The organism is Mesorhizobium waimense (assembly GCF_003601975.1).
Lineage (GTDB): Bacteria > Pseudomonadota > Alphaproteobacteria > Rhizobiales > Rhizobiaceae > Mesorhizobium > Mesorhizobium waimense.
Genome location: NZ_QZWZ01000004.1, coordinates 83075 through 94881 on the forward strand (window position 1 = coordinate 83075; position 11807 = coordinate 94881).

Sequence of the window (11807 nt, forward strand, 5' to 3'; positions counted from 1 at the left end):
ATGGCAAAGGCAACCAGGAAGAAGCCCGCCGTGACCGAGATCGATGCGCCTGCCGATGCTCGCACAGCCGCTCAATCCCATTTCCGGACCTTGCGGCTCGGCACGCCGTTCCAGCCGCGCATCGATGCGTTGGCGAGGACCGATGACTGGTACAATTGGGCCGGCTATCGCGCCCCGCATTCGCTGTGGGACGAGGAGCTCGAATATTTCGCCATCCGCAGCCAGGCCGCTTTGTTCGACATCTCGCCGATGACGAAATACCGTATCGAGGGCTCGGACGCCGAAGCCTTCCTCAATCGCGTCACCTTGCGCGATGTGGCGAAGCTCAAGCCGGGCCGCGTCCACTATACCGCCTGGTGCGACGACGCAGGTTTTGTCCTCGACGACGGCACTTTGTTCCGGCTGTCGCCGACGCGCTTTCGTCTTTGCTCGCAGGAGCGGCATCTGCCCTGGCTGCTCGACAGTGCTATCGGCTCAGAGGTCACCGTTGAGGAAGAAACCGAGGCCGTCGGCGGCCTGGCACTGCAAGGCCCGACCTCGTTCGCCGTGCTTGTCGACGCCGGTTTCGCCGGCGTCGACAAGCTGAAAATATTCGACCTCGCCGAGTTCCCGCATGACGGCGGCACCGTCACCATCTCGCGCACCGGCTTCACCGGCGACCTCGGCTACGAACTGTTCGTGCCAGCCGAAAAGGCGCTGAGCCTCTGGGACCGGCTGATGATTGCGGGCGAACTGCGCGGCATCCGCGCCATCGGCTATACGGCGCTGAACCGCGCTCGGCTGGAAGCCGGACTGATCGTCGCAAATGCCGACTTCACCACCGCCGAACATGCCATCCGCACCGACCGCTTGCGTATGCCTGACGAGATCGGTCTCGGCTTCATGATCGACCTGGAGAAAGGTCATTTCAACGGCCGTCGCGCCATCCTCGAGGCCCGCACCAAGCGCAAGCTGCGGCATGTGCTGGTCGGGCTGGAGATCGAGGGCAACATCCCGGCCGAGCACGCCATCGTCTACTACAAGAAAAGCCAAGAAGTCGGGCTGGTCAGCGCCGCCATGTGGTCGCCGATGGCCAAGCGCAACATCGCCCTCGCCTCTCTCAAGCGGCCGTTTGGCGATACGATGGTCGAAGACCTCTGGGTCGAGATCTATGCCATGCGCGAGTTGCAGTACCAAAAGCTGATGAAGCGGGCCAAGGTGGTGCAGCGCCCCTTCATCAAGCTCGACCGCCGCACCGCCAATCCGCCGGCGGATTTCTGATCCATGAGTGACGAGGCAGAGCTCGAAGCCGCCGATCAGTGGCAACTGGTCAATACGCCGCTCGGTGAAAAATGGTCGGGCCGTACGCGCTATGCCGCTGCCATGTTCTTCTACAAACGCGGCGAGATGAGCGCCGAGACGCTCGAAGTCTACCGTATCTGCGCGCGGCTGGACTCCACCGATCCGTTGCCGATCATCCGCGATCGCGGCGGCGGCCAGGACTGGCTGAAGCGCATGGGCTACAAATAGTGACGCGGGTCGATTATCCGATCGTCTTCTCGAGCATGCCGATCCAGTTTCGGTAAGCGATCTTCTCAATCAGCGCCCGCCCGAAGCCGCGTACTGCAAGCGCGTCGATCAGCTTCGGCAGGCCGGCAACGTCACCGATGACGGCCGGGATCATAGCGCCGTCGAAATCCGATCCCAGGCCGACGCCGTCCTCGCCCAGCGCCTGCAGCAGCGAGTCGACGTGGCGAACCATGATCTCGAGGCTGGTGTCGGCGTTCATACGGCCGTCCTCGCGCAGAAACCCGGTGGCGAAGTTCAGCCCGACCATGCCGCCGGTCTCGCGAATCGCGCCGAGCTGCCAGTTGGTGAGGTTGCGCGAATGGCCGCAGATCGCATGCACGTTGGAATGGGTCGCCACCAGCGGCGCGTCGCTGATCGCGGCGACATCGCGAAAACCCTTCTCGTTGAGATGCGAGAGGTCGATCATGATCCTGAGCTGGTTGCAAGCCTTGACCAGCGCCTTGCCGGCGTTGGTCAGACCAGGGCCGGTGTCGGGCGACGACGGAAAGCGGAACGGCACGCCATTGCCGAAGGCGTTGGGGCGGCTCCAGACGATGCCGAGCGAACGCAGGCCGGCGGCGTGCAGAACGTCGAGCATGGTGAGCTCGGGGTCGATCGCCTCGACACCCTCGATGTGGAATACCGCCGCGATCGCATCCTTCGCCATCGCCTCGCGCACATCGCCGGCGCTGCGGCAGACGGTCACCGCTCCCGCCCGCTCCAGCCGGAACAGGATCGAGGCCATGGCGATGGTCGAGGCGAGTGCTTCAGAGCGCGGAAGCTCCGGCGGCAAGGGCTCGTTGTCGCTCGGCGCCGGCGGCACCGAGGCGCGTTTGGTTTTCTCGACCGGCGGCGGGAAGATCGCGAACATGCCGCCGGCAAAGCCGCCCTTCTTGGCGCGCGGCAGGTCGATATGGCCGCCCTGCGTCCCCTCGATGAACAGCTTTTCGACATCCGCGTCCTTCGACTGGTAGAGCCTGAGCAGCGTGTCGTTGTGGCCGTCGAACACGGGGACGAGATCGGTTTCGGTCATCAGGAAGCCATTCGGTTGAGATAAGCGAGGCCGCGGACCGTGAGCCGGCCCGCGGGCGATACCTCTACTTAGGCAAGATGGCCAAATCGCGCAAATGCCAGACGGGTGATTGCGTTCGTTTCTGCCCGTGCGGCCGTCTGTCCCCGCGCGGGCAAACTCCTATTGCTTCAGCACGTCGGCCCATTCCGGGTGGCGGCGGAACTGGGCGTTGGCGAAAGGGCAGAGCGGAATGATCTTCTTGCCGGCCGCGCGGGCATCCTCGACGGCACGGGTGACAAGCCGAAGCCCCGCGCCCTGGCCGCGAAACGCATCCGGCACCTCGGTATGATCGATGATGAGCTGGTGCTCGCCGATCTTGGTGAAGGTCATCTCCGCCTCGGCGCCGCCAGGTCCGCGCAAGAGATAACGCCCCTTGGAGCCGCGGTCCTCCAACTCGACCTCAGGCAATTGGTCAGGCATCGCTAGGCTCCTTCAACAGGCATGCCGGCAAAGAGCCGCCGCGCCGCCTCGATTTCATTCGGCCGCACCTCGTGTCCGCCGTCATGCCATTCCACAGTGACATCGGCGCCATCGGCGCGCAAATAGGCTTCGAGCCGTGACGTCAGGTTCGGCGGACAGATCGGGTCGCGCTTGCCCGCGGTGACCAGGATGCGGCGGCCGGCAAGACTGCCCTTCACCTCCGGCTCGAACGGGATCAGCGGATGCATCAGCACCGCCGCATCGAACAGGTCGGGTGCCGCCAACACCACCGAGGCCAGGATGTTGGCGCCGTTGGAATAGCCGAGCCCAAGCACCGAAGACGGTTTTGCCGCCTCGATATGCGCCTTGATGAAACCCGCCATCTTGTCCGTGGCCCGAGACAGGTCGTCCATGTCGTAGACGCCCTCGCCGGTGCGGCGGAAGAAGCGCGCCGCGCCAATTTCGGCAACGTCACCGCGCGGCGACACTATCGTTGCGTCTGGAACGAGATCGCGCCCGAGCGAAAGCAACTGGCTTTCGTCTCCGCCGGTGCCATGGAAGACGAAGAGCAGCGGGCCGCCAGGCGAACCTGGCAGCACCTTGTGGATGTAAGCGTCCTTGCTCATGGCTCTCAGCCTTCCAGCTTCTGCAGATGCTGTTCGAGATAGGGCCTGAGATGCTGGTGCTGCGACGGCAGCTTCAGCGCCTCGCCGAGATGGGCAGTGTCCTCATCGCGATCGAAGCCGGGCTCGTTGGTGGCGACTTCGAACAGCACGCCACCCGGCGTGCGGAAGTAGATCGCCCAGAAATAGTCGCGGTCGATCACCGGCGTCACCTGGTAGCCGGTGTCCATCAGCGCCTTGCGCACTTCGAGTTGCCTGGCGCGGTTCTCGACGGCAAAGGCGACATGGTGGACCGAGCCGGCGCCGAGATCGGCAAAGCCCGCACCCGGCAGCGATTCGATGTCGACGACATCGGCGCCGTTGCCATTCTTCACCGCCAGCCGGCTGACATTGCCGGACTTGTCGACCTCTTCATAGCCCATGAACTTCAACAGCTCCTCGGTAGCGCCGCCATCCCTGAGCCGGAGCGACACCGAGTGGAAGCCTCGGATCGCTTCGTCGGCGGGAACGCCGCCCTTCACCCAGGGCGCGCGGCTGTCGGCCTTGCCCTCGACCAGCGCGAAACCGTCGCCGTCGGGACCGGCAAAGGCCAACCGCTTCTCGCCGAACGTCTCTTCGCGCGAAAGCCCGGCGACACCCTCGTCGGCAAAACGCTTCTCCCAATAGGCGAGCGTGCCTTCGGGCACCGAATAGACAGTGGTGCCGACTTCGCCGACGCCATGGCGGCCCTTGCCGATGTTCGGGAACGGAAAGTAGGTCATCACCGAACCCGGCGTGCCGACCTCGTCGGCATAGTAGAGGTGGTAGACGTCGGGCGCGTCGAAGTTGACCGTCTTCTTGACCCGGCGCAGGCCGAGTTTTCTGGTGAAGAACTCGTTGTTCTGGCGCGCATCGCTGGCCATCGAGGTGACGTGATGCAGGCCCTTGATCTGGTCGAGCATTGTTCTGCTCCTTCCCTTGGTTCTGGTGCGGCCCATGCCGCTGTCCACGCCAATATGAGGATAGGCAGGCCGTCGTTAAAGGCGGCAAACACAGAATGGACTGTGCTGTATAAGTGAACAGCTGCACTTATTTTGTTCACCAAACCGTAAGCGCACGAGACTTGCGCCACTGCTCGAATTCGGCTCCATGAACAGCGTGCCGGGATGAGGAGATAGCAATTGGCCAGCATTGGCAAACGCCCCAACGTTCTCCTGATCACCTGCGACCAGTGGCGCAGCGACTGCCTGTCGGTGGCCAGCCATCCTGTGGTTAGGACGCCCAACGCCGACGCGCTTGCCGCCGAAGGCGTCCTGTTCCGGCGACACTATGGTGGCGCCGCACCATGCTCGCCGGCGCGCGCCTGCCTCTATACCGGCCTCTACCAGATGAACAACCGCGTCTGCCGTAACGGCACGCCGCTCGACGCTCGCCACGGCAACATCGCGCTCGCCATCCGCGCTCTGGGTTATGATCCAACGCTGTTCGGCTACACCGACGTCTCGCTCGACCCGCGCCGCCTGGCGCCCGGCGACCCGAGGCTGAAGAGCTACGAGGGCGTGCTGCCCGGCTTCAGCGTGCGGCAGTTCCTGCCCGAGCACCAGAAACCCTGGCTGTCATGGCTGCAGGCGCGCGGCGTCGAAACCGACGCCGGCTTTCCCGACATCCATCGCCCCGTCGGTGGAGAGGCCGGCAATGACGTGACCAGCACGCCGCCCGTCTATTCGAAGGACGAGACGCCGACGGCCTTCCTCGCCGGCGAGTTCATCCGCTGGCTGGGCGAACAGGAACGCGACGCGCCATGGTTCGCGCACCTCTCCTTCATCAGCCCGCACCCGCCCTTCATCGTTCCGGAACCCTACAACACACTATACGATCCAGCCGATGGCCCCGCCTTCCGCCGCGCCGAGAGCTGGCAAACCGAAGCCGGGAGCCATCCCTATCTCGCTTACGATCTCGACCGGCAGAAACGGAAAAACTTCCGCCCCGGCGCCGAGGGCAAGGTGCGCGACTGGGGCGACGACAATGTCCGCGCCGTCCGCGCGCTCTATTACGGCATGATCTCCGAAGTGGACGCGCAGCTCGGCCGCCTCTGGCAAGCGCTCAAGGCGGCTGGCGCATGGGACGACACCGTCATCGTGCTGACCTCGGACCACGCGGAGCTGATGGGCGATCATTTCATGCTCGGCAAAGGTGGTTTCTTCGACGGCAGTTTTCACATCCCGCTGATCATCCGCGACCCGCGTCGCAGCGGGACATCAGGCAGCCAGGTCGACCGCTTCACCGAGGCCGTGGACATACTGCCGACGCTGCTCGACCTGCTCGACCAGGACCCGCCGCCGCATCTCGACGGATTTTCGCTGAAGCCATTCCTGGAGGGCGAGGTGCCCAAGGACTGGCGCGACGCGGCACATTGGGAATTCGATTTCCGCTCGATCGCCGGCGGCGAACCTGAACGCCATTTCGGCATCGACTCGCGCCAGTGCAATCTTGCCGTCATCCGCGCGGAAAAGTTCAAATATGTGCATTTCGGCGGCGGCCTGCCGGCGCTGCTGTTCGACCTGACGAAGGACCCCGGCGAGCTGACCAACGTCGCCACCGACCCGGCCTATCTCGCAGCGCGGCTGGAGTTTGCCGAGAAACTCCTCGCCTGGCGCGCCACCCATCTCGACCAGTCGCTGGCGCTGGCCGAACTGACGGAGGACGGCGTTGTGGGGTACGTTGATAGGGGGAGTAAGGGAATAGGGCAGTAGGGAATAGGAACAAGGCTGATCCTACTGCCCTACTGCCCTACTGCCCTACTGCCCTACTGCCCTACTGCCCTACTGCCTTACTTCACTTCACCATCATTCGCTGCTGATCGCGCTGCTCGGCATAGCTGCCCTTGTCGTAGGCGGTCTGTGCCTCGAGCTGTTCCTTGGTGAAGGTGGTGTAGAGATACTTCTTGCCGTCCTTGTCGGTCATGAATTTCAGATTGTCCATGCCGACAGCCACTTCTTTCTCCCCGACGCCGAGGAAGCCGCCAACGTCGACGATGACCGCGTCAGGCTTGTTGTCCGGCGCCAGCACGACATCGCCGATCTCGCCGACCTTGACGTCGTTGGCGCCGTAGACGGTCGTGCCTTTGAGGTCGTCACCCCTGATTTCGCCGACCGGCATCTCTGTCAGCGTCGACTTGTCGATCGCCGCGGTCTGCGTGGGGTCGGTTGCCTTCACATCGGGCGCGGGGGTAGCCGGAGCCTCAGCTGTCTTTTCCCCCGGGGCCGGGGCGGTCGTTGTTGGGGCGGCAGCCTTCGGGACCTCGTTCGAGGCCGTGCTGGCCGCCGGGGCCGGATCATAGGCCTTGCGGTTGAAGTCCGGCTGCGCCTGCAGCTCTTCCTTCGTCGTCTGCACGACCAGCCAGCGATCGCCGTTCCGCTCGGCCCATTCCGTCTTTGCGAAGTCATAGGCGACGTTCTTTTCGCCAAGGCCAAGGAACCCGCCGACGCCGATGACAAGCGACTGCGCCTTGCCGTCCTTGGTCAAAACGATGTCGTTCACATCGCCGATGTTCTGGGCGTCATCAGCGGTGCCGTTATAGACGGATTCGCCAATGATGTTGGTAGCCAGGTTCCCATCAGCCTTCTTTACAACGGGTTCAGCCGGCGCCGCGTTCATGTCGACAGGCTTCTGTGTTCCGGTAGCGTCCGTTGAAGCCGCCGGCGCTGTCGCCGACGTATCGGTCGAGGCTGCCGGGGCTGGGTCATAAGGCTTCCTGTCGAAGTCCGGCAGAGCCGTCAGCGCTTCCTTCGACGTCTCCGCGACCAGCCAGCGGTCGCCGTTCTTCTCGACCCATTGCAGCTTGTCATAGTCGAACGCGACATCCTTCGCCCCGATGCCAAGAAAGCCGCCGACGCCGATGACAGCGGATTTCGCCTTGCCGTTTTCGTCAAAGACAACATCGCTGACCTGGCCAATGCTTTGCGCATCGTCGGCCGTGCCGTTATAGACGGATTCGCCGATGATGTTGGTCATCAGGCTCCCTTCAGCGCGCATCACCGGAGCCGCGGGAGCGCTCTCGGTGGCGGGTGCCTGTGCAGGCGCTGGGGTTGTTGCCGTCTGTGCAAAAGCGCCGGTTGCAATCAGCGTTGCCAACGCTGTCGTCGCTAAAAGAGTGCGGATCATGATCGTCTCTCCTCGTGCCTGATTTCTGCACGCCGAACCCGACGAGAGGTCAGCCTCGGCATCCTCCTACTGGTTCACAACGTCGTGACCACGCTGTTGTTCCGAAATTAGGTGTGCTCGGCGCATCCGCATAAGCCGCCGGAAACCTTGGGGGATTTCGCCCATCCAGGGAACCTTTCATCGGCCATTTCGTTCAGCCTGTGGCTGGGGGCCTTCCCGGCCCGATGGGTTGTGAAAAATCGGAGCGGGCATGCGATTTGCGGCGGTGCTGAACCAGGACGGCGGCACCTTGCGCACGACCGATCTTCCAGCCTTTTGCGAGCAGATGCGCAAGACGCTGGAGGCAGCGGGCCATTCCATCGACATCGACATCGTTGCCGGTGGCGACATAGAGGCTGCGCTGGAGAAAGCCGCGGCGCGGCGCGGTGTCAACGTCGTCCTTGCCGGTGGCGGCGACGGCACCATCTCGGCCGCGGCGGCCCTGCTGATGAATCGCAAGAAGGCATTGGCCATCCTGCCCGCCGGCACCATGAACCTTTTCGCCCGTGGACTCGGCATCCCGCAAACGCTCGACGCTGCTGTGAAATCCTTTGCCGATGGCGAGATGATCGCCGTCGACATTGCCAGCGCCAATGGCCGGCCATTCGTGCATCAGTTCTCGGTCGGCCTGCATGCAAAAATGGTGCAACTGCGCCAGAAGATGGAGTTCGGCTCACGCCTGGGCAAGATGAGGGCTTCGGTCCGTGCCGCCTGGGTAACCATCAACAACCCGCCGGCCATGAACGTGACGCTGTCCATCGGCGAAGCCGAGATCATCACCCGCACCACCGGCATCGGCATCACCAACAATCTGTTCGGCGAAGGCCACCTGCCCTACGCCGACAATCCCACCGGCGGCGTGCTCGGCATCTACATTGCCGTGGCGCGGCAGCGTGGCGAGTTGGCCAGGTTCTTCCTCGACATGGCGCGCGGCAGATGGCGCGACAGCGAGCACGTCGAAATCCACCAGTCCGACAGGGCGATCCTGAAAATCCATTCGGCGGCGAAGAAATTCCGCGCTGTCATGGACGGCGAACTGGTCAGGCTCGATCGCGAAACGACGATCGAGATCCACCCCAGTGCGCTTAATGTCCTTGTGCCCGCGCGCGCTGCCCGGGCAAAGGCCGCGTAATGCAGCCCGACGCCATGAAGCCACAGCTAGCCGGCGGGTGCCTGGTCTTGATCTGCGGGCGTGTTGGTGTCGATCATCTCGCCATAAATCTCGGCGATGCCCCATGCGACAAAAGCCAGAAGCAGGGCCGCGATCAGAATCCTGAGGCCGTGCCGTCCCCACCGCCCTTGACGGGCTTTGTCTTCAGGGATGATCTTCATGGTCGGCTTCCCCATGGATTGGCGACGGCGGGCGGGACTGGCAAAACATTGTCGGGTAACGATTCCTTGCTACGAAAGTTCCGCAGACAGCCGCGTCTGACTGCGTGGCGGCTTGCGACCACAAACCCGGGTATTTGGGGGCTCGGTGGACAACAGGGTTGAGAGTGCACCGGGACTACCGGCAGACGTGTTTGGCGCCGTAAACGCGCCGGACCGGCTTGCCGTGCTCCACGGCCTCGATGCGCTCGACACGGCAGCCGATCCGGACTTCGATCGCATCAGCGGCCTCGCCGTGGCCGTCATGCTGGCGCCTGTCGCACTGATCACCCTGGTTGATGCCGAGCGGCAGTGGTTCAAATCCTGCATTGGCTTCGAAGAGACCGAAACGGCGACCGAAATATCCTTCTGCGCCCATGCGATTGCCGCCGGCGACGAGCCGATGGTGGTGGCCGACGCCACGCTCGATCCTCGCTTCGCCGGCAATCCGCTGGTCACCGGCAAACACCATGTCCGGTTCTACGCCGGCGCGCCGATGGTGGTGGCCGGCACCCGCATCGGCACGCTCTGCGTGCTCGACCGCAAGCCGCACGCCTTTCCTTCGGCCGCCAAGCTCGAGCAATTGAAGGCGCTTGCCGGCCTTGCCGCCAGCCTGTTCACGCTGAAGGACGCCACCCGCAACGGCGCCATCGCCGCGGCCGCACTTGAGCGCGAGGAAAAGCGCCGCGCCATCGCACTCGACGCTGCATCGCTTGCCAGCTGGGCCTGGGACATCCGCACCGACATCATCGAATGCGATGTACTGCTGTCGGAGTTGTTCAACCTGCCGCGCTCCAACCGGCTGAGGGCCCGCGACATCTTGGCCGCCATCGACCCGCGCGACGTCTACCAGACAGAGACCCGCTTTCGCGATGCGCTGACCGGCAGCGACGACTACTTTGGCGAATATCGCGTCAAGGGCATGCATCCGCCGCGCTGGGTCGCCACGCGCGGCCGTGTCATCGAACGCGACGGCGACGGCAAACCGACACTGATCTTCGGCGTCAACTACGACATCACCGAGCGCAAGCTCGGCGACGAGCGGCAAAGGTTGCTGTTGCGCGAGCTGAATCACCGCGTCAAGAACACGCTGGCGACAGTGCAGGCGCTGGCGACGCAGACCGTTCGCCATGCCCGCCAGCCCAGCGAATTCCTCGAAGCCTTCGGCGCCAGGCTGCAGGCGCTGGGCGTTGCCCACAATCTGTTGTCGGACCGCGAATGGCGCGGCATCGGCATCAGGGAGCTGGTGCAGATCGAGGTCAAACCGTTCGACAGCACTGAGCGGCCGCGCATGACCATTTCCGGCGCGGATCTCCTGCTTACGCCCGACCAGGCGGTTGGGCTGGGCCTGATCCTGCACGAGCTTGCCAGCAATGCGCTGCAATATGGGTCGCTGTCGGTGGCGTCCGGAAGGGTCGATCTCACCTGGAAGGCCGAAGGCAAACGAGGCGCGCGGCGCCTGGTGCTGACCTGGCGCGAAAGCGGCGGCCCGCAGGTGGAGCCCCCCGACCGCCACGGCTTTGGCTCGATCCTGATCCGCCGCAGCCTGGCCAAGGTCATCTCCAGCGAGGTGACCCACGAATTCCGTCCCGAGGGCGTCTTTGCCGAAATCTCGATGCCGCTGGAGGATCTGCCGAAGTAAGCCCCGAATCTAATTTAGTCCGCTTCGCCGGTATCCTTGTCGTCGGCATCGGGCTTCACATTCTCGCGGTAGATGGCGTAGGCGGCGAGCGCGACCGCCGGGCCGAGAATAGCACCCAGGCCGCCCTTGCCCTTGAGCAGCGCCGGCAATACGGCAAGGGCCGCCGTGATGCCGATTGCTTTCATGTCCGCGCTGCGCCTGCGCGCCCGGCGCCGCGCGCGGGCACCGGCCGACAGCTGATAGACGATGAGAGTGAGCCCCGCGACCGCCAAGAAGCCGACGCCGAAGCCAATGGCGGCGGCCAACGAGCCATAGCGTTCAGCCGCCCAGATATAGGCCGCCCCGATGAGGAAGCCGAGGCCGCACAGTGCGGCAGCCGCGACAACCGCATAAACGATTGCGGCCCTGCGCGCGCGGCGCAGGGCCGCAACCGTTTCGCCTGTGGCGAGGGCTGAGATCAGCGATGCCAGCATTCCCATCTGTGCAGGAACTAGCGCCGCGCCAACAGCGCGAAGAGGAAGCCCACACCGGCGGCGATTGCCAGCGAGGTCACCGGCTTTTCGCGCACATTCGCCGCTATCTGCGCTTCGATGTCCTTGGCGTTGCCGCGCAAACTGTCGAAGGCGGCTTCGCCTTGGGCGCGCAATTGCTCGACGCCTTCGGTGGCGGCGCGGCGCGCCGTGCCATACCCATGTTCGCCGGTCTTGGCCAACTGCTTGGTGAGTTTTTCGATGTCGGCTTTCAACTGCCTGATGTCGGCTTCGAGATCCGAATTCGTCCGGCTTTCGTTCGCGGTCTTTCCAGTGGCAGTCGCCATTGCTTAACTCCTTGCGTTTGCTTGATTTCAAACGCCCGACACACGCCGAGGTTCCGAAGATACGCCCCAAGCTTCCGAAATCGAAACGACGGCCATGAAAGGGTGTTTGCGCTTATGGGTCCAGCCCAGTTCGAA

General features: G+C 64.0%; 13 protein-coding genes. 5 read left to right on the forward strand and 8 right to left on the reverse strand.

The features are described from left to right. Entirely contained in the window at positions 1 to 1260 is a 1260-nt protein-coding gene (locus D3227_RS07170; protein WP_120013436.1) for an aminomethyl transferase family protein, read from the forward strand. A 3-nt stretch (positions 1261 to 1263) separates the two neighbouring features. Continuing rightward, positions 1264 to 1509: a hypothetical protein gene (locus tag D3227_RS07175; protein ID WP_120013437.1), complete on the forward strand. Its 246-nt coding sequence runs from the start codon at positions 1264 to 1266 to the stop codon at positions 1507 to 1509. A 13-nt stretch (positions 1510 to 1522) separates the two neighbouring features. Here the strand turns inward: D3227_RS07175 and D3227_RS07180 are convergent, their stop codons facing one another. From D3227_RS07180 to D3227_RS07195, 4 genes are all read right to left on the reverse strand, one after another. Further along, the gene (locus D3227_RS07180; protein ID WP_120013438.1) at positions 1523 to 2581 is read right to left on the reverse strand and encodes a dipeptidase; all 1059 of its coding nucleotides are present in this window, start codon (positions 2579 to 2581) and stop codon (positions 1523 to 1525) included. A gap of 159 nt (positions 2582 to 2740) precedes the next feature. Next, positions 2741 to 3040: a GNAT family N-acetyltransferase gene (locus tag D3227_RS07185; protein WP_120013439.1), complete on the reverse strand. Its 300-nt coding sequence runs from the start codon at positions 3038 to 3040 to the stop codon at positions 2741 to 2743. 2 nt (positions 3041 to 3042) lie between these two features. Next, a complete protein-coding gene (locus D3227_RS07190) occupies positions 3043 to 3666 on the reverse strand; it encodes an alpha/beta hydrolase (protein ID WP_120013440.1) in 624 nt (207 codons plus the stop codon). A gap of 5 nt (positions 3667 to 3671) precedes the next feature. Then, on the reverse strand, positions 3672 to 4604 hold the full coding sequence (locus D3227_RS07195; RefSeq protein WP_120013441.1) for a VOC family protein: 933 nt from the start codon (positions 4602 to 4604) through the stop codon (positions 3672 to 3674). Between the two features lie 219 nt (positions 4605 to 4823). Here D3227_RS07195 and D3227_RS07200 point away from each other — a divergent pair, with 219 nt between their 5' ends. Next, on the forward strand, positions 4824 to 6395 hold the full coding sequence (locus tag D3227_RS07200) for an alkaline phosphatase family protein (protein WP_120013442.1): 1572 nt from the start codon (positions 4824 to 4826) through the stop codon (positions 6393 to 6395). An 82-nt stretch (positions 6396 to 6477) separates the two neighbouring features. Here D3227_RS07200 and D3227_RS07205 read toward each other — a convergent pair whose 3' ends face one another. After that, positions 6478 to 7806: a PRC-barrel domain-containing protein gene (locus tag D3227_RS07205; protein WP_120013443.1), complete on the reverse strand. Its 1329-nt coding sequence runs from the start codon at positions 7804 to 7806 to the stop codon at positions 6478 to 6480. 250 nt (positions 7807 to 8056) lie between these two features. Between D3227_RS07205 and D3227_RS07210 the strand changes: the two genes are divergently transcribed. Further along, complete coding sequence (locus D3227_RS07210) at positions 8057 to 8977, forward strand: diacylglycerol/lipid kinase family protein (RefSeq protein WP_120013444.1); 921 nt, start codon at positions 8057 to 8059, stop codon at positions 8975 to 8977. A gap of 26 nt (positions 8978 to 9003) precedes the next feature. Here the strand turns inward: D3227_RS07210 and D3227_RS41510 are convergent, their stop codons facing one another. Then, complete coding sequence (locus D3227_RS41510; RefSeq protein WP_085983167.1) at positions 9004 to 9177, reverse strand: hypothetical protein; 174 nt, start codon at positions 9175 to 9177, stop codon at positions 9004 to 9006. 145 nt (positions 9178 to 9322) lie between these two features. Here D3227_RS41510 and D3227_RS07220 point away from each other — a divergent pair, with 145 nt between their 5' ends. After that, complete coding sequence (locus D3227_RS07220; RefSeq protein WP_120013446.1) at positions 9323 to 10855, forward strand: sensor histidine kinase; 1533 nt, start codon at positions 9323 to 9325, stop codon at positions 10853 to 10855. Positions 10856 to 10869: 14 nt separating this feature from the next. Here D3227_RS07220 and D3227_RS07225 read toward each other — a convergent pair whose 3' ends face one another. After that, positions 10870 to 11334, reverse strand: coding sequence for a hypothetical protein (locus D3227_RS07225; RefSeq protein ID WP_120013447.1), 465 nt, complete (start codon positions 11332 to 11334; stop codon positions 10870 to 10872). A gap of 11 nt (positions 11335 to 11345) precedes the next feature. Next, the gene (locus D3227_RS07230) at positions 11346 to 11672 is read right to left on the reverse strand and encodes an ElaB/YgaM/YqjD family protein (RefSeq protein WP_120013448.1); all 327 of its coding nucleotides are present in this window, start codon (positions 11670 to 11672) and stop codon (positions 11346 to 11348) included. Between the last annotated feature and the right edge of the window lie 135 nt (positions 11673 to 11807).

Excerpts from the sequence above, each read along its gene's own strand:
- D3227_RS07170 (WP_120013436.1), top strand. The coding sequence starts at position 1 with ATGGCAAAGGCAACCAGGAAGAAGCCCGCCGTGACCGAGATCGATGCG.
- D3227_RS07175 (WP_120013437.1), top strand. The coding sequence starts at position 1,264 with ATGAGTGACGAGGCAGAGCTCGAAGCCGCCGATCAGTGGCAACTGGTC.
- D3227_RS07180 (WP_120013438.1), bottom strand. The coding sequence starts at position 2,581 with ATGACCGAAACCGATCTCGTCCCCGTGTTCGACGGCCACAACGACACG.
- D3227_RS07185 (WP_120013439.1), bottom strand. The coding sequence starts at position 3,040 with ATGCCTGACCAATTGCCTGAGGTCGAGTTGGAGGACCGCGGCTCCAAG.
- D3227_RS07190 (WP_120013440.1), bottom strand. The coding sequence starts at position 3,666 with ATGAGCAAGGACGCTTACATCCACAAGGTGCTGCCAGGTTCGCCTGGC.
- D3227_RS07195 (WP_120013441.1), bottom strand. The coding sequence starts at position 4,604 with ATGCTCGACCAGATCAAGGGCCTGCATCACGTCACCTCGATGGCCAGC.
- D3227_RS07205 (WP_120013443.1), bottom strand. The coding sequence starts at position 7,806 with ATGATCCGCACTCTTTTAGCGACGACAGCGTTGGCAACGCTGATTGCA.
- D3227_RS07210 (WP_120013444.1), top strand. The coding sequence starts at position 8,057 with ATGCGATTTGCGGCGGTGCTGAACCAGGACGGCGGCACCTTGCGCACG.
- D3227_RS41510 (WP_085983167.1), bottom strand. The coding sequence starts at position 9,177 with ATGAAGATCATCCCTGAAGACAAAGCCCGTCAAGGGCGGTGGGGACGG.
- D3227_RS07225 (WP_120013447.1), bottom strand. The coding sequence starts at position 11,334 with ATGGGAATGCTGGCATCGCTGATCTCAGCCCTCGCCACAGGCGAAACG.
- D3227_RS07230 (WP_120013448.1), bottom strand. The coding sequence starts at position 11,672 with ATGGCGACTGCCACTGGAAAGACCGCGAACGAAAGCCGGACGAATTCG.